The 16,454-nt window shown below is 38.6% G+C and carries 16 protein-coding genes; 6 read left to right on the top strand and 10 right to left on the bottom strand.

What is annotated here, in order from left to right; translation table 11 throughout:
* Positions 1 to 96 precede the first annotated feature (96 nt).
* On the bottom strand, positions 97 to 804 hold the full coding sequence (locus MJX77_RS16475; protein ID WP_198308437.1) for a Crp/Fnr family transcriptional regulator: 708 nt from the start codon (positions 802 to 804) through the stop codon (positions 97 to 99).
* Between the two features lie 91 nt (positions 805 to 895).
* Here MJX77_RS16475 and MJX77_RS16470 point away from each other — a divergent pair, with 91 nt between their 5' ends.
* A complete protein-coding gene (locus MJX77_RS16470) occupies positions 896 to 1,417 on the top strand; it encodes an Mpo1 family 2-hydroxy fatty acid dioxygenase (protein WP_252059699.1) in 522 nt (173 codons plus the stop codon).
* A 46-nt stretch (positions 1,418 to 1,463) separates the two neighbouring features.
* Here the strand turns inward: MJX77_RS16470 and ychF are convergent, their stop codons facing one another.
* From ychF to MJX77_RS16430, 8 genes are all read right to left on the bottom strand, one after another.
* Positions 1,464 to 2,555: a redox-regulated ATPase YchF gene (gene ychF, locus MJX77_RS16465; protein ID WP_252059698.1), complete on the bottom strand. Its 1,092-nt coding sequence runs from the start codon at positions 2,553 to 2,555 to the stop codon at positions 1,464 to 1,466.
* Between the two features lie 93 nt (positions 2,556 to 2,648).
* Positions 2,649 to 3,308, bottom strand: coding sequence for a methionine ABC transporter permease (locus MJX77_RS16460; protein WP_004792864.1), 660 nt, complete (start codon positions 3,306 to 3,308; stop codon positions 2,649 to 2,651).
* The gene (locus MJX77_RS16455; protein ID WP_078225416.1) at positions 3,289 to 4,365 is read right to left on the bottom strand and encodes a methionine ABC transporter ATP-binding protein; all 1,077 of its coding nucleotides are present in this window, start codon (positions 4,363 to 4,365) and stop codon (positions 3,289 to 3,291) included. The genes MJX77_RS16460 and MJX77_RS16455 overlap by 20 nt, the downstream gene beginning before the upstream one ends.
* A 5-nt stretch (positions 4,366 to 4,370) precedes the next feature.
* Positions 4,371 to 5,204, bottom strand: a complete 834-nt coding sequence (locus MJX77_RS16450; RefSeq protein ID WP_151822572.1) for a MetQ/NlpA family ABC transporter substrate-binding protein — start codon at positions 5,202 to 5,204, stop codon at positions 4,371 to 4,373.
* A 13-nt stretch (positions 5,205 to 5,217) separates the two neighbouring features.
* Positions 5,218 to 6,048: a MetQ/NlpA family ABC transporter substrate-binding protein gene (locus MJX77_RS16445; protein WP_005304526.1), complete on the bottom strand. Its 831-nt coding sequence runs from the start codon at positions 6,046 to 6,048 to the stop codon at positions 5,218 to 5,220.
* 14 nt (positions 6,049 to 6,062) lie between these two features.
* Complete coding sequence (locus tag MJX77_RS16440) at positions 6,063 to 7,475, bottom strand: LLM class flavin-dependent oxidoreductase (RefSeq protein WP_252059696.1); 1,413 nt, start codon at positions 7,473 to 7,475, stop codon at positions 6,063 to 6,065.
* The gene (locus MJX77_RS16435; protein WP_252059694.1) at positions 7,475 to 8,698 is read right to left on the bottom strand and encodes an SfnB family sulfur acquisition oxidoreductase; all 1,224 of its coding nucleotides are present in this window, start codon (positions 8,696 to 8,698) and stop codon (positions 7,475 to 7,477) included. Before MJX77_RS16435 ends, MJX77_RS16440 begins: the two co-directional genes overlap by 1 nt.
* Before the next feature lie 12 nt (positions 8,699 to 8,710).
* On the bottom strand, positions 8,711 to 9,946 hold the full coding sequence (locus MJX77_RS16430; protein WP_199987320.1) for an SfnB family sulfur acquisition oxidoreductase: 1,236 nt from the start codon (positions 9,944 to 9,946) through the stop codon (positions 8,711 to 8,713).
* A gap of 344 nt (positions 9,947 to 10,290) precedes the next feature.
* Between MJX77_RS16430 and MJX77_RS16425 the strand changes: the two genes are divergently transcribed.
* The 5 genes from MJX77_RS16425 to MJX77_RS16405 all read left to right on the top strand — a co-directional run bounded on the left by MJX77_RS16425 (position 10,291) and on the right by MJX77_RS16405 (position 14,858).
* Positions 10,291 to 11,055: a glutathione S-transferase family protein gene (locus MJX77_RS16425; protein ID WP_049836482.1), complete on the top strand. Its 765-nt coding sequence runs from the start codon at positions 10,291 to 10,293 to the stop codon at positions 11,053 to 11,055.
* 537 nt (positions 11,056 to 11,592) lie between these two features.
* Positions 11,593 to 12,486 carry an amino acid ABC transporter substrate-binding protein gene (locus MJX77_RS16420; RefSeq protein ID WP_005304540.1) on the top strand — a complete coding sequence of 298 codons (894 nt, stop codon included), beginning with the start codon at positions 11,593 to 11,595 and terminating at the stop codon, positions 12,484 to 12,486.
* A gap of 92 nt (positions 12,487 to 12,578) precedes the next feature.
* Positions 12,579 to 13,421: an amino acid ABC transporter permease gene (locus MJX77_RS16415; protein ID WP_252059692.1), complete on the top strand. Its 843-nt coding sequence runs from the start codon at positions 12,579 to 12,581 to the stop codon at positions 13,419 to 13,421.
* A gap of 2 nt (positions 13,422 to 13,423) precedes the next feature.
* Positions 13,424 to 14,101 carry an amino acid ABC transporter permease gene (locus tag MJX77_RS16410; protein ID WP_005304545.1) on the top strand — a complete coding sequence of 226 codons (678 nt, stop codon included), beginning with the start codon at positions 13,424 to 13,426 and terminating at the stop codon, positions 14,099 to 14,101.
* Between the two features lie 13 nt (positions 14,102 to 14,114).
* On the top strand, positions 14,115 to 14,858 hold the full coding sequence (locus tag MJX77_RS16405) for an amino acid ABC transporter ATP-binding protein (protein WP_004792844.1): 744 nt from the start codon (positions 14,115 to 14,117) through the stop codon (positions 14,856 to 14,858).
* A gap of 52 nt (positions 14,859 to 14,910) precedes the next feature.
* Here the strand turns inward: MJX77_RS16405 and MJX77_RS16400 are convergent, their stop codons facing one another.
* Positions 14,911 to 16,224 (bottom strand): DcaP family trimeric outer membrane transporter, encoded by a 1,314-nt coding sequence (locus MJX77_RS16400; RefSeq protein ID WP_252059690.1) that lies wholly within the window; start codon positions 16,222 to 16,224, stop codon positions 14,911 to 14,913.
* Between the last annotated feature and the right edge of the window lie 230 nt (positions 16,225 to 16,454).

Below are 16,454 nucleotides of genomic sequence, written 5' to 3'. Positions count from 1 at the left end.
TTGTGAAATAGAGTTTGAACAATGTGTTGTTTTGCAGCGTTATCTATTTTTTTAATTTGGTTTTAAGTTTTTATCATATAGCTGGTTGTGCAAAGACTAGGAATGGACTTGAGCAACTACTTTCAATTTCTCAATATCTAGAATCTCAATTTTTCTAAAAGCAATTTTGATGATTTTCTGTTTTTCAAGCAGACTCAGCTCATGGTTGATCGTCTGTCTAGATGTGGTCAGCATATTTGCCAATTGTTCTTGAGAAATATGGATGTGATGATCTTGAATAAGAGTATGATTTCCATATCCTTCTAAAATAAATAGAAGACGTTGAGCAAGCCTTTGAGAAATACTGCGTGTTTGGATAGCAATCTGTTCTAAGAAAACGTACCTGAGTTTTTGGCTGGTTAAACGAGCAAAGTAATACCAGTAATATGGATTGTCTTTGAGTAATTCATTTAATGGTTTTGCAGGAATATGCAGAACGGTACTTTTTTTCAAAGAAATCGCATCGTGCGAACGTGGTTCATGATCAATCAGCGATATTTCACCAAACCACATAATTGGCTCAGCAATTGCAGAAAGAGCTTCATTACCATTTACATCGACATAACCTAAGCTAATTGAGCCTTCAAGCACAGTATAAATGCCATCAAACACATCTTGGGCACGGAACACATAATTGTTTTTTTCAAAGGTTCTTTGCTTACCATGCTCTAGAATAAAGTTTTGGAATGCTTCTGGAAGCAAACTAAACCATGTGTTTTCTCTTAGTCGATTAATATAAATAAGATCCAATATCAGCCCATCCATGAAAAAATCATTACTTTGTCAAATAGCTGACAACTTTAAGTTTTCCTTATTTGTACAGTATGACTATAGATAGATGAATAGGGAACAACTCATGTCAAATCTGGAGCAACAGCTTAGCAAATATGCGGCTTACCACTTAAATCATAAGAATATTTTGACGCATTTTATCGGTATTCCGCTCATCGTGTTTTCAATTTTATGTTTAACTGCGAGAGCTGGAGTCGATATTGGCAGTTTTAAACTGACTTTAGCTGTAGTGTTGATTGCAGTTAGTACGATCTATTATTTCATTTTAGATAAAGTTTTTGGCGTAATTATGCTGATTCTTTTAGCCGCTGTTTATCCACTGGCGAGCCAAATTGCCCAGTTATCTTTGGGAGAATGGTTGGCAGCAAGTATTGGTTTCTTTGTGGTTGGATGGGTCTTTCAGTTTGTGGGGCATTATTTCGAAAAGAAAAAACCAGCTTTTGTTGATGATGTGATTGGACTCGCGATAGGTCCATTATTTGTATTGGCAGAATTTATATTTATGCTAGGTTTTAGAAAGCCTTTGCATGCGCGTATTTTACAAGAGGCGCGCAGTAAACGAGAGGCGATGGATTTAAGTCATTAAACATAAAAAAAGCCCCAATATGATGGGGCTTTTTTTGAGCTTTAACTTATACGTTAAAACGGAAGTGCATTACATCGCCGTCTTGAACAACGTAAGTTTTACCTTCTAAACGCCATTTACCAGCTTCTTTAGCGCCGTTTTCACCGTTGTATTGTACGAAGTCGTCATATGCAACAACTTCAGCACGGATAAAGCCTTTTTCGAAGTCAGTATGAATCACACCAGCTGCTTGAGGAGCGGTTGCGCCAACTTTTACTGTCCATGCACGGACTTCTTGTACACCAGCAGTGAAATAAGTCTGTAAACCTAAAAGCGCATAACCTGCACGAATAACCACATTTAAACCTGGTTCTTCCATGCCCATTGCTTCTAAGAACTCAACACGATCTTCATCTTCTAATAATGAAATTTCAGCTTCGATTTGGTTGCAAAGAGGAACAACAATTGCGTTTTCTTCAGCCGCAAGTTTTTTAACTGCTTCTAAATGTGGGTTGTTTTCAAAACCATCTTCTGCAACGTTTGCAATATACATGGTTGGTTTTAAAGTCATTAAACCAAAACCACGAACTAATTTACGTTCGTCATCAGACAAATCAGCCGCGCGAGCTGGTTTACCTTCGTCAAGTAAAGGTTGGATTTTTTCTAAAACTGCTTTAGTTGCTACAGCTTCTTTGTCACCGCCTTTAGCAACTTTAGTTAAGCGTAAAATTGCTTTAGCAACAGTTTCAAGATCGGCAAGCGCAAGTTCAGTATTAATAGTTGCGATATCGTCTAATGGATCAATTTTACCATTTACGTGAATTACGTTTTCGTCTTCGAAACAACGTACAACATGAGCGATTGCATCAGTCTCACGAATGTTAGCAAGGAACTGGTTACCTAAGCCTTCACCTTTTGATGCACCAGCAACAAGACCTGCAATGTCCACAAATTCCATTGTGGTTGGCAAAATACGCTGTGGTTTAACAATCGCAGCAAGTTTGTCTAAACGTGGATCTGGTACAGGAACAATACCTGTGTTTGGTTCAATGGTACAGAAAGGGAAGTTTTCCGCTGCAATCGCTGCTTTCGTTAATGCATTGAAAAGGGTAGATTTCCCTACGTTTGGCAGACCAACAATACCGCAATTAAAACCCATGAAAACCACTCACAAATGTGTAAATTAAAAATTGTCGCTGATTTTACATGAAAGCCATGACAAAGTCATGGCTAGAGCGGGGTTGTATTGCTTTTAAACTTTACGTTTATCAAGTTGCTGGGCTAATGCATCGCCAGTCGCTTGTACTAACATGACTAAAACAATCAGCACAAAAATTACAGCCAACATAATTTGCATATCAAAACGTTGATAACCATATCTATATGCGATGTCTCCTAGACCACCTGCACCAATAGCACCAGCAATCGCAGAGGAGTTAATCATAGTCACAATAGTCACGGTAAAGCCTGCCACTATACCCGGCAAAGCCTCTGGTAAAAGCACATGCCAAATAATTTGTTTACGGTTACAACCCATGGCTTGAGCAGCTTCAATTAAGCCTTGGTCGACTTCACGTAAGCTGACTTCTGCAATACGAGCAAAAAAGGGAATTGCCGCAATCGTCAATGGAACAACGGCTGCCCAAACGCCATAACTTGTACCTACAATCCAGCGAGTAAGCGGAATAAGTGCAACCATTAAAATAAGAAAGGGCACAGAACGAGTAATGTTAATGACCCAACCTAAAGCCTGATTAATCTTTTGTGACGGGTGAATGCCGTGCTCAGAAGTGCTAACTAAAACAACAGCAATCGGTAAGCCAATTAAAAAAGCAATAAATGCAGATGCACCTACCATGAGTAAGGTGTCTACAGTTCCAGTAATTAATAAATCAATGAGCTGGTCGTGCATAGCCAAGTACCTCAAATTGTGCAATTGCAGTTGATGCGTCTTGTCGTATAGATGAAAGATCAATTTCTACGTTAGGAATACCGACTAAAAGTGAACCAATAATGTGCCCTTGAATGGTATCGACCTGACTTTGATATAAATTGACGGGCGCTTTAAATCTAGCAAGTAGCTCTTGTATATCGGGTACTTGATGCGCTTCAGCCTCATATTTCAGTTTTACAATAATATGAGTTGAATCTTCATCGGGTAGAGGACTGATTTTAAAAGGCAGAGTGATCTGCTCAAGGTTTAACAATTCTTGAGTAATTTGTTGCTCTGGTCGTGAAAATACAGACCAGACTTGGCCAGCCTCTACAATTTCACCTTGGTCAATCACAACGACCTGATCACAAATTTCTCGAATGACCTGCATTTCGTGTGTGATGAGAACAATCGTTAGACCAAGTTCCTGATTAATCTTTTTAAGTAAAGCCAAAATAGTGGCAGTACTTTCAGGGTCAAGTGCTGAGGTGGCTTCATCACAAAGTAAAATTTCAGGATGATGGACAAGTGCACGTGCGATACCGACACGTTGCTTTTGTCCGCCCGAAAGTTGTGATGGATAATGACCAGACTTATCTGCAAGACCTACGAGTGCCAGAACTTCATTTACACGTTGATCGATATCTGCTTTGTTGTAATTGGAAACTTTTAAGGGCAATGCCACATTTTCCCAGACCGTTTTTGCAGACATCAAATTGAAATGTTGAAAAATCATTCCAATTCGTTGGCGAGTTTGAATAAGCTCGGCATGACTCAATTCAGCAATGTTTTGTTGATGAATATGAATACTGCCTGTATTTACTTGTTCTAAGCCATTTAACGTGCGGAGTAGGGATGATTTTCCTGCACCACTTTTACCAATAATGCCTAAAATCTTACCTTGAGGAATATCAAGGTTAATCTCTTTTAAAGCATGCAGTTTTTGACCCTGCGATTGGTAAAACTTATTTAAACCACGAATTTTGATATGGGGTAGAGAAAAATCAACTTGTGATCCAAAACTCACCATTGTCATTCTCCTTATTTCCAGCCTTGAAACCACATACCTTGGCCAAAGTCTTTATCCAGAATATCTTGTGCTTGTTTTGAGTTCTGGAATGCTTTAACAAAGGTTGCAAGTTTTTGGTTTTTATCTTGGTAATCGCGACGGGTCACAAATAAAATTGCATATTTTTTATCGATTGGATCTAAAAATAATGCGCTATGTGGGTCGGTTACCTTTGCCATTTTTAAGTAGTGAGGGAAGCCGAAAATTAAATCGACATCGTTATATGCATGTGCTGTCTGCGGACCTTCAACCTCAACAAAGCTCAGCTGTTTGGGATTAGCAATAATGTCTTGAGTGGTTGAAAGTTCATTATTAATGTCTTTAAGCTGAATTAAACCTGCACGGTGCAATAAAATTAAAGCGCGAGCTAAATTGACGGGATCGTTTGGAATAGCAACACGTGCATTTGAAGGTAAGTCTTTAAGTGATTTATATTTTTTTGAATATAAACCCACATGACTTCCTGAGCCCACGGCAAATGCATGTAAGTCATAACCCGTTTCTTTTACAGCATTACGTAGAAATACGCTTTGCTGGAAAAAGTTTGCATCAATATCGCCGTTTTGTACGGCAACATTTGGTGCTCGCCAGTCAGAAAATTCAACGAGTTTGACATGAACGCCTTGCTTTTCTACTTCATTGGCAACGCTTTGTAATAACTCAGCATAAGGTGGACTAATGCCAATCGTTAAAACATCATCGGCTTGTTTATTTTTAATATAACGGTAACCGACGAGGCCCAGAACTACGATAATTATCGTAATTCCGAGTAACCAAGGCTTATGCTGTTTGAACTGAATCGCCATAATCTTTCCGTTATTACTTCCAGCCAGGGAACCAAAGTTTTGGCCCAATCTCAGCATCTAATACAGCTTTAACTTTTGGCGAGTTTTGATAGATCTCAACAAATTTCTTCAATTTGTCGCCCTTGTCCTGATAGTCGTCACGTACTACAAACAAAATTGCATAACGTTTATTGGTATTGTCATCAAGTAAAAGTGCACTATCAGGGTCAGCTGTTTTTGCTAAGCGCAAGTAGTGTGGGTAGCCAAAAGCTAAGTCAACATCATCAATTGCACGAGCAGTTTGCGGTCCTTCAACCTCAATGAATTGCAAGTTTTTAGGGTTTGAAACAACATCTTTAAGTGCAGATAAATGGTTGTTTGAATCTTTAAGCGTAATTAATTTAGCTTGCTGTAAAAGTAGAAGCGCACGACCTTGATTCACTGGATCATTTGGAATGACTACACGTGCGTTTTGTGGCAATTCATCAAGGCTTTTATATTTCTTTGAATAAAGTCCCACGTGTGATGCTGCACCTACTGCAAATGCCTTTAATTTAAAGCCAGTTTCTTTAATTGCATTGTCTAAGAACGGTTGGTGCTGGAAAAAGTTCGCATCAATATCCCCATGATTTAAGGTAATGTTTGGTGTGTTCCAGTCAGAAAACTCAACCAGTTTCACATTTAAACCTTGTTGCTTTGCTTCATCGGCAGCAGCTTGTAAAGTTTTTGCAAATGGTGGACTAATACCAATCACAAGTTCATTTGAGCCACTTTGACGGTGTTTATTCCAAAAGAATAAAGCAACAAAAAGGACTACAACGACTAAGCCTACGCCTAGCCATTTTTTAGAGGCTGTTTGAGCCATGTCTATCTCCAAATTTAAGCGGTTATTTCTTCAATTGTTGTTAGGTTTTTGCTGTTGTTATAGGGACTACATCGGAACGCTTGAACAGGGTGTTGTTTTGGTAATTGATCACCCCGATTAAAGATTTTGTTCCGTAGTGAACCCGTTTTATATGCAGTTTTATAGCGACCACGGTGTTGTAGCTCAGGAATGACCAAGCGAATAAAGTCATGGTGAGACTCAGGTGCAACAGTACGTGTCAAATTAAAGCCATCAATATCTGTCTCATCTAAAAGATGAATTAAGTATTCAGCAACTTCTTCGCCACTACCCACGATGAGGGGATAACGACCACCTAAAACATGCTGAGCTTTTAAGTCATTTTTCGTGATTTGTTGCTCTTTAAATTTTTCTGTAATCGAAACAATACTGTTACTTTTTTGGTAGGGAATAGCTTCATCGTCGGCAAATTTACTTAAATCGATGCCAGTTGAACTCGCATAATGCGCGAGGCCTGCTTCAGGACTTGCATACTGACGATATTCATTAAGTTTCTGTACAGCGAGATCATGTGTTTCAGCAACAACAACGGTTATACCGACAAAGACTTTAATGTCATCAGCTGAACGACCTTGCTGTTCGGCAAGAGCACGAATCTTTTTCACTTGTTCGCGTATTTTTTCGGGTTTGTCGCCTCCAATAAATACACATTCAGCATGGCGAGTCGCAAACTGCATGCCTTTTGGTGAAGCACCTGCTTGAAATAGTGTCGGGGTGCGTTGCACAGAAGGAGACACCTGAAACACACCTTCACTTTGGTAATATTTTCCCTGGTGGTGAATGGTGTGAACTTTAGATGGATCTGTAAAAACACGCTGTACTTTATCTTTTTTAACGGCGTCGTTTTCCCATGAACCTTCCCAATATTTGTAGCAAAGTTCTAAAAATTCTTCAGCTTGTTCATAGCGGGCATCGTGGTCTTTTAAACCCTTTTGACCAATCAAGCGTTCGGCACTATCTAGATAACCCGTAACGATATTCCAGCCAATACGACCTTGAGTTAAATGGTCGAGACTCGCAAAGCGGCGTGCAAATTGATACGGATGCTCATAGCTTAAGTTCACAGTGACCCCAAAACTTAAGTTTTGAGTGACTGCTGCCATAGCAGAAATGAGTGTAGATGGATCATGGCTCGGAAGTTGAATGGACTCTTTTAAAGTCAGATCAATACCGTTTTGATAGACGTCATACACACCTGTAATATCTGCAATAAACAAACCATCAAATAAACCACTTTCTAGAGTTTTGGCTTGTTCTGTCCAATAGCTCAGTTCATTAAAGCGGTGTGATTCATCACGTGGATGTGTCCATAAACCATGATTAATATGCCCAACACAGTTCATATCAAAAGCATTTAATAAAATTTCTTTCGCCTTAAAGTCTGTCATTACAATGTCCCTCGACGAGGCGGTAGAACACCGTTAAGTACATAGTTCCCAATAAAGTAATATTTCCATCGTGCAGCATCATGCAACGTATGCACACGTGCATTGCGCCAGAAACGGTCTAGACCATCTTGTGACTGACTACCACGGCTTCCTGCAAGTTCTATCAGCTTAGACGATGCTTTTAGTGCTGTATCGCTACTATGAGCACGCACTTTGGCCACATCAATTGAAGCTTTGGCAATGCTTTCAGGTGTGGTTTCAATTTTTGCGGCATCAATTGATTGCGCAGCTTGCTTTAATAACACTTCACTTGCCCGTACATCTACGGCAATGCGTCCTAATTCATAAATCGTTAAAGGATCTTGGTTTGCCGTTTCTACATTTGAATCAATCCATGGGCGGGCTTGATGCACTCTTTGCAAGCTTTCTTCAAAGGCTCCACGTGCAATGCCTACCTCAATTGACGCATGCATAATTTGAGCAAAAGGGCCCACTAAGGTTGGTTGTAAAAATGCAGTATCAAAAGGAACAACATCATCTGCATCTACAAAAACCTGATCAAATTTAACTGTACCGCTGCCTGTGGTTTTCTGTCCAAAACCAGACCAGTCATCAACAAGTTTCAATCCTTGTGAACCACTTTTTACAAAGGCTAGATATTCTCGACCCGCATCATCTAAAACTAAGGTTGGAATACGATGAGCAAATAAACTTCCTGTGCAGTAAAACTTTTCACCCTGAATCAAATACCCATTTTCATGCGGACGGATATTGGTTTGTTTATGAGTTGAAGTTTTAGTTTTAAACTCGGCAAGTGCATTACCAAAGCGAGTGCCATTTAACACTTCGCCATACAAACGTTGCTTTTGAGCTTCTGTGCCTGTATTGCGCAATACTTCTAAAGCGTAAAAATGATTTTGTGGAATTTGTCCGATTGAACCATCTGCACCGCTTAAAAGTGCAATCACTTTAGCAACAGTATGACTTGAAACTTCGGCACCACCATATTGCTTTGGCACTGTAATTGCCCAAAGACCAGATTGGCTCAATGCATCGATTTCGGTATACGGTAAAATCCGCTTAGAGTCTCGCTCAACTGCGGTTTTTTTAAATTGCTCAGCAAACTGTTTTGCAATTTCTAAAGCTTCAGCATCATTTTGAATAATGTGCGCTTGGCCAGATGCCGAGGTTTGTTTAGTTTGAACCGATTGATATGAAGTCATGACAATTTCTCCTTAAATCCAGGCATGGCGGGCAGGGAAATGACCATTAAGGTAATAATTGCCAATGGCATGTAATTTCCAACGAACGGGGTCGTGTAAGGTATGTACACGGGCATTTCGCCAATGTTGATCTAAATTGTGTTGGCTTAAACTTGAACGGCTACCGCCTAGTTCCAGCAATTTTTCAGAGATTTGTAGAGCAGCATCATTGGCATAGACTTTTGCTTCTGCAACCAAGATCGAAGCTTTTGCTACCTGTTCGTCAGTCACAGTTTGAAGTTGGTCGAGTTCATCTAAATATTCAGCAGCTTCATCAAGCAGTAAAATTGCAGCATCGAGCAAAATATTTAACTTACCTACTTCTTGCAGGGTGTAATGTTCAAAGCTGGCTTTTTCAACATTTGCATCAATAATTGGGCGTGCTTTATGAATAGTCGATAAAGTATCGTCAAATGCAGCTTCTGCAATCCCCACATCAATGGCAACTTGTAATAACTGAGAATAAGCACCGCGATAAGTAGGGGTTTTAGTTAATAAGCGTTCATCAAAAATGAGTTCTGGATTAACTTCAACTTGATTTAATTTAACTGTACCACTCGCTGTAGTACGCTGACCAAATCCATTCCAGTCATTAATGACTTCAATACCTTGAGTCTCTCGATTCACAATGACTAAAACCACATGACCTTCAGGATGGACCGCTTTAATTGCGAGCCAATGCGCAAAACTTGTACCTGTTGAATAAAACTTTTCGCCGTTTAAAATATATTTGCCATTTTCAATGGTAAGTGTGGTTTTTAATGTTTTTGAGTCATGTGTATTACGTTCTGGTCCACCGTTAGCAAGACGTTTGCCTGCCAATATTTCTGAAAAGATAAATTGTTTTTGTTGTTCTGTGCCCATAATTTCGATCAGGTTTAAAAGGCTAATCTGATTTTGTGGAATCTGACCAACGTTCGCATCACCTTTACTTAAAATACGGAAAACTTGAGCGAGTGTTTTATTGGAAACAAAAGCTCCGCCATATTTTTTCGAAATTCGAATTCCGCCTAAGCCTTTTTGGCTAAAGCTTTCGATTTGCTCATGCGGTAGTAAGCGTTGTTGATCACGTGTATTACGACCCTCTAAAGCATAATCAGCCACTTGATAAGCAGCATTAATGGCTTGTTGATCATTTTGAATGATTTGGACGTATGCCGTCGTTTTAGATAGAGAATTAGACATAATGACACCTTGTATTGCTGTCATTACCTTACAAAAGAAATATTTTTCCACTAAACGAGGACTTATGCTCAGCTTATGAAATAAAGTGCAAAGCATTTTTTTTGATTTTTAATGGAGAAATATAGATATTAAAAGTGTTTATAAATCAATAGATTATCGTTTTTATGTGAAAAATTGATAATAAAACTAGTTTTAATATGAAAAAGAGCAATAAGTACGGTAAAAAAAGATATAAAAAAATAGACCTAACTGTCAGCAAAAAATGAGCACAATATCCATTGTTTTAAATAAAAATAGCTTCTAAAGTATCTACTTACCATCGACCATTTTTGTACAAATAGTCAAATAAAAATAAACGTGGAGATTTTATGCGGGTTTTGTATCAGTTTCCTTTGTCCCATTATTGTGAAAAAGCTCGCTGGTTGTTAGACCATAAAGAACTTGATTATGTGGCTCATAACTTAATTCCAGGGTTTCATCGTGCTTTTGCACAACTCAAAACAGGCCAAAATTTATTGCCAATTTTGAAAGATGACCATCAATGGATTGCTGAATCAACCAAGATTGCACTTTATCTGGATGATACCTACCCAGAACACGCGCTTTTGCGTCGTGATGAGCAACTTAGACAACAAACTCTTAAAATTGATAGTTTAGCTGATGAGCTTGGTATACATGTGCGCCGTTGGGCTCTAGCTCATACGTTGGCGCAAGGAGACCATGCTTTAGAAATTATGATGGGTGAACAAGGCTATTTACGTCAGTTTGAAAAAATATCGAAACCTTTTCTCAAAACACTCGTAAAGAAGAATTATAAACTTGAAGAGGAGTTGGTGGGGCAGTCCAAAGAGCAGATGGACGAACTCATAAATGAATTAAATCGCTATCTAATAGAAAATCAAGCACGCTACATGGTGGGTGATCGCTTAAGCCTTGCTGATATTTCTGTGTGTTCGATGCTTGCACCATTGTTAGAGGTGAAGGGTACGCCATGGGAGCGTGAAGAAGCAGAAGAAGTTTCTGAGGAATGGAGCAACTATCAAAAATATTTGCTTGATTTACCTCTAGGCCAATATGTTTTAAGAATATATCAGACCGAAAGAAACGCACGTGTAGATTGGCGAGGAATTTAAACTTTATAAAATGCCCTGATTTTCTCAGGGCGTTTTTGTAATATTTCTAAGTTCAGTCATTAACTTAAATATTACTATCAATTTTCTAAATGATTTTTATTAAACCATTTGCATATATTATTTTGCTCCTGCAACTTCTTTATTTAGCTCATTATTCGAACTTATTCTAAATACTTAATAATTTTAATTTTTATAATTTTTTGCAAAATACAATTTTTCTAAAAACAGTTTTTAGCTGAAGTTAAGCCACTTTATTGTGCATGTGTTTACATTGTAATCAATAATTGCCACATTTAAGTGTAAATAGATGAGCTTAATAATAGACAGAAGATTAAAACATAGATTAAAGTAGAAACATGTTAGCAGTTTTAAAGGTATTAACTCTGCAAAACAGACTGAATAAAATAAGTGAAGCAAATGGATGTGTCCTACTTGGAAAAGTTGGCGCGATAATTGCAATTTAATAATAAATCACTCTATTGCTCTATATGAATGATTCTATAGATAAATAGAGAGAATGATCATCAAGGAGTTCTTATGAAACGTTCTGCAACCTCTCTCATTATTTCAACATTTATGCTTTGTACGGTTGGTGCTACTTCTCAAATTCAGGCAGCAGATACATTAGCTAAAATTAAAAGCAGCGGAAAAATCGTTATTGGCCACCGAGAATCTTCTGACCCAATTTCATATGTTGTTGCAGGTAAACCAGTAGGTTATGCAGTCGATATCTGTAACCAGTTTGCAAATGACATTAAAAAAGAGTTGAAAATGCCTGGGCTAAAAGTTGAATACAAGGCAGTAACTTCATCAACACGTATTCCTGAACTTTTAGCAGGTAATATCGATATGGAATGTGGTACGACCACAAACTCTAAGCAACGCCAAGAACAAGTGGGTTTCTCAACTAACTATTATGCAACAGAAGTACGTATGGCAGTTAAAGCCAACTCTGGCATTAAGAGTTTGGCAGATTTAAACGGCAAGGCAGTTGTAACAACTCAAGGCACAACATCTGATAAATACATTAAGATGAATGAAAAGGGTCAGTCAATTAATGTCCAAAATATTTATGGTAAAGATCATGCAGACTCTTTTGCCATGATGGCATCTGGCCGTGCTGCTGCATTTGTTATGGATGATAATATTTTAGCTGGTTTGGTTGCCAAGTCTTCTACACCTAAGGCATTTGCAATTGTAGGGCCGGTACTTTCATCTGAACCTTACGGTATTATGCTTGCTAAAGATGATCCAAAATTTAAAGCGATTGCAGACCGTACTGTAAATAATTTATGGAAAACTGGTCAAATGGACGCTTTATATAAGAAGTGGTTCTTATCGCCAATTCCACCAAAAAATACAAATTTGAACATGCCACAAAGTTCATCTTATAAAAAACTAAAAGCTCACCCAACAGATGCAGGGATCTAACAAGATCTTTTTGTCCTAAATTTACTTAAGCAAGTGAGACTCACTTGCTTAAGCGGTCTATTTTCCTAAAGATATTCATTTAAGGGGCAAACATGTCAGTCGGCTCGCTAAACTGGACTATATTCTGTGCGGAGTCTAATGAATATGGTGTCGATAAAGCCGCATGGGCAGAATCAGTCTGTAGAGCAATTGGTAGTACAAACTACAATGCTCATGCTGAAGCGCCCACATGGTTACAAATGTTAGGTTCAGGCGTCTTTACTATGGTTTGGACAGCTGTTATAGCCTTTCTTATCGCATTTTTATTAGGTTCTCTCCTAGGGGTAATTCGTACATTACCTAACAAACCTCTCGCATTTATTGGCAATTGTTACGTTGAAATTTTCCGTAATATTCCACTTATTGTGCAGCTATTCTTCTGGGCATTTGTTTTTCCGGAATTTTTACCAGACAGCTTAAGTGCAGGCAGTGGGGACGTTGTTGCAGGTGGATGGTGGAAAAATATTTTAAATCAGCAACCTGCAGTTATTGGTGTTTTTGCATTAGGTCTCTACACCGCTGCGCGTGTATCTGAACACATACGTGCCGGTATTAATACTGTTTCTCGTGGGCAAAAGTTTGCAGCTTCTGCAATGGGTTTTACCACTGCACAAAGCTATCGTTATGTCATTTTACCTGTTGCATATCGTACAGTGTGGCCAACGATTACTTCTGAAGCAATGAACGTTTTCAAGAACTCGGCAGTTTTATATGCTTTGAGTGTTTTGAACTTCTTCGCTTATACAAAAACCATGCGGGAAGAAACTTCTCAGGACATCATTATTCTTATTCTCTCTACACCTGTTTATTTAATTATTACTTATAGTATTAAATTTATCATGGCATGGATTGAGAAACGAATGGCTGTGCCTGGCTTAGGCTCAGGAGGGAAGTAATTATGGATTTTTCTTTATTACATAACCCTGACGTGATCGCGGCACTCAAAGAAGGTTTCATTTTTACCCTGACCGTGACTGTATTGGCGATGATGGGCGGTATCCTAATCGGAACTCCATTGGCAATGATGCGTTTATCAAACAATGCCATCGCAAGTAATTTCGCAAAATTTTATGTCGATCTGTTTCGTGGTATTCCACTGATTCAGGTGATCTTTATTTTCTACTTCTTGTTACCGAAAATATTTGAGTTTCAATCTGATACGTATTGGGGGCCATTGTTTTCAAGTGTTGTGACTTTTGCTATTTTTGAAGCTGCATTTTTCTCGGAAATTGTACGTTCCGGAATTCAGTCTATTTCAAGAGGTCAGGTCAATGCAGGCTACGCGCTAGGTTTTACCTATGGTCAATCAATGCGCTATGTGGTTTTACCTCAAGCCTTTCGTAACATGCTCCCAGTATTGTTAACTCAAACAATTATTTTATTTCAGGATATCTCATTAGTTTATGTGATTAGTGCACCAGACTTTTTAGGTCGTGCAGATACATTGGCTAATACATATGGTCCTGAAACGAAAGCAACATTCTATTTAATCGTCGCTGTAGTTTACTTCTGTAGTTCGTTTGTGCTGTCGCAATTAGTCAAACGCTTACAGCAAAAAATTGCCATCATTCGCTAATTGGAGATTTTAAATGCCAATGATAGACATCCAACATATCTCTAAATGGTATGGTGATTTTCAGGTTTTAACAGATTGCACGACGAGTATTGAAAAAGGTGATGTCGTTGTTGTTTGCGGACCGTCTGGTTCAGGAAAATCAACACTCATTAAAACAGTAAATGCGTTAGAACCATTTCAACAAGGCGATATTATTGTTGATGGAGTTTCTCTGAAAGATCCAAAAACGGATCTTGCTAAATTCCGTTCACGAGTGGGAATGGTGTTCCAGCATTTTGAACTTTTCCCGCACATGACTGTTTTGGAAAATCTAACCATTGCTCAAGTTAAAGTGTTAAAGCGTTCAGTTGCCGATGCTCGTGAAAAAGGTCTGAAATATTTAGAGCGTGTAGGTTTACTTGCGCATAAAGATAAGTTTCCGGGCCAATTGTCTGGTGGTCAGCAGCAACGTGTAGCGATTGCTCGTGGCTTATCCATGGACCCAATCTGTATGTTGTTTGATGAACCAACTTCTGCACTTGATCCAGAAATGGTCGGGGAAGTACTTGAAGTGATGGTGCAACTTGCGCATGAGGGCATGACCATGATGTGCGTTACACATGAAATGGGTTTTGCTAAAAGAGTATCTAACCGTCTAATTTTTATGGATGAAGGCAAGATTTTAGAAGACTGTCCAACGCATGAATTCTTTGATAATTTAGATGCTCGCCACGAGCGTGCTAAGCTCTTCTTAGAAAAAATTCAAGCCATGCATTAATACCATTAATAAAAAAAGAGCCTTTTAAAAGGCTCTTTTTTACATCCAAATTTTAGAAACTATATTTTGCTAATAAATTGACGCGAGAGTAATCACCCTTATCGCCTGCGAAAGTTTCTCGTTGGCCATATGTATATTCTGCACCTAAATCAATATTTTTAACCGGATTCCAGATTAAATTGACCAAGGCATTATAAATTTCTTTGTTATAGCTAGTGCTGGTTAAATTGCTATTTGCATAGACGCTATCATCTTTGTATTGAATGCCGCCTATTGCAAAAGTAGAGCGGAGGATAGGGCTCCATTTCCGTTGATAGCCAATAACGGCACTATCAAATTCACCTAAATTAATATCCTGAGTTGTTGTGTCATAGGCATAAGCTGAGTTGCTATAAAGTAAATAGCGGCCATCTCCTTTAACATGATAGTAATTAGCAACCAAGCTATCTTGAGGCGTTAAATCATATTTACCCCCAACCCCTACACCCCAACCAAATTTTTCTTCAGAAGTATTATCTTTTGGAGCTACGCGGTTTTCATGGGCAAGACCATGTAACTGTAATAGGCCTTTATTATCTGTAGTCTTGAAATCATATCGTGCTGTTAAAGCGGGAAAGCGGCTTCCACCGGCAGCATTACCAGCTTTTTCAACATCACCACCTTCTAAGGCAACTAATATTTTCTGTTGTGCATTAATTGGCTGTGTGTACCTAACCTGTACTGTACGTGTAGTACCTGTACCAATAGCGCCATTAAAATCTACTGTTTCTGGTGATGTATCAGTGTTTACAAAAGGTGAGGTTGTTTGACCAGCTAACCATTTTCCTAAAGACATATAGGCATGGCGAACACGGAAGGTACCATTACCATTATCGCCATTTCCGCCCATGAAATCGGCTTCAATTTTTCCGGTTAAATCTCCGTACTGAGTAGGTCGAGTAATGTCTAGACCAATTCTTGAAGTTGCAGCAGATACATTTAGTGAGTCTTGTTTCGGATCATCTTTATTTAATGGATAGTTAGCGCCATTTGAAATGCTGCCATTTGAACCTTTAAAGTCATAGGTTGCATCTGCGCGGACACTACCATAAAGCTTAACTTGGGTTTGCCCATCGGCCATCGCCATCCAACCTGGTTTTGATATAGGAGGTGTAGGTGTAGCTGGTACGACGGGAATTGTTGCAGGAGCACTAACCGACAAAGCTGTTTTTTGTTGATCAGATAGTTTCTGGACGAGTTGTTTTAACTCCTTTACTTCATCACGTAAGGCGTTAACTTCAGCATCTGTAGCGGCATGCACAGGCATTGTCACGGTAATTACACCTAAAGAACTCATTGCTAGCACTAGTATTTTGATCTTATTCACAGGAACTCCCCGACATGGATAAAAAATTTTCCTGAAAATACATAACAATAATAATGCCAACTTTAAGAATTTAGAAAAATAGTCAAATTTCTATAATTATCATTGGTTTACGTTTAAATAATGGGGCGAGTAAAATCTTATATTGAAAAAAATAAATGAGAGCATGAAATTGACTTTCTAAAATGTGCCATATGCTCCATTATTTGCACGGTTAAAATGCACGTCTGCAA

Origin of the sequence: Acinetobacter sp. AHP123 (genome assembly GCF_023757925.1) — a bacterium.
Classification (GTDB): Bacteria; Pseudomonadota; Gammaproteobacteria; order Pseudomonadales; family Moraxellaceae; genus Acinetobacter; species Acinetobacter oleivorans.
Note: the sequence above shows the minus strand (reverse complement) of the source record. Positions and strands in the feature narration are given on the sequence as shown.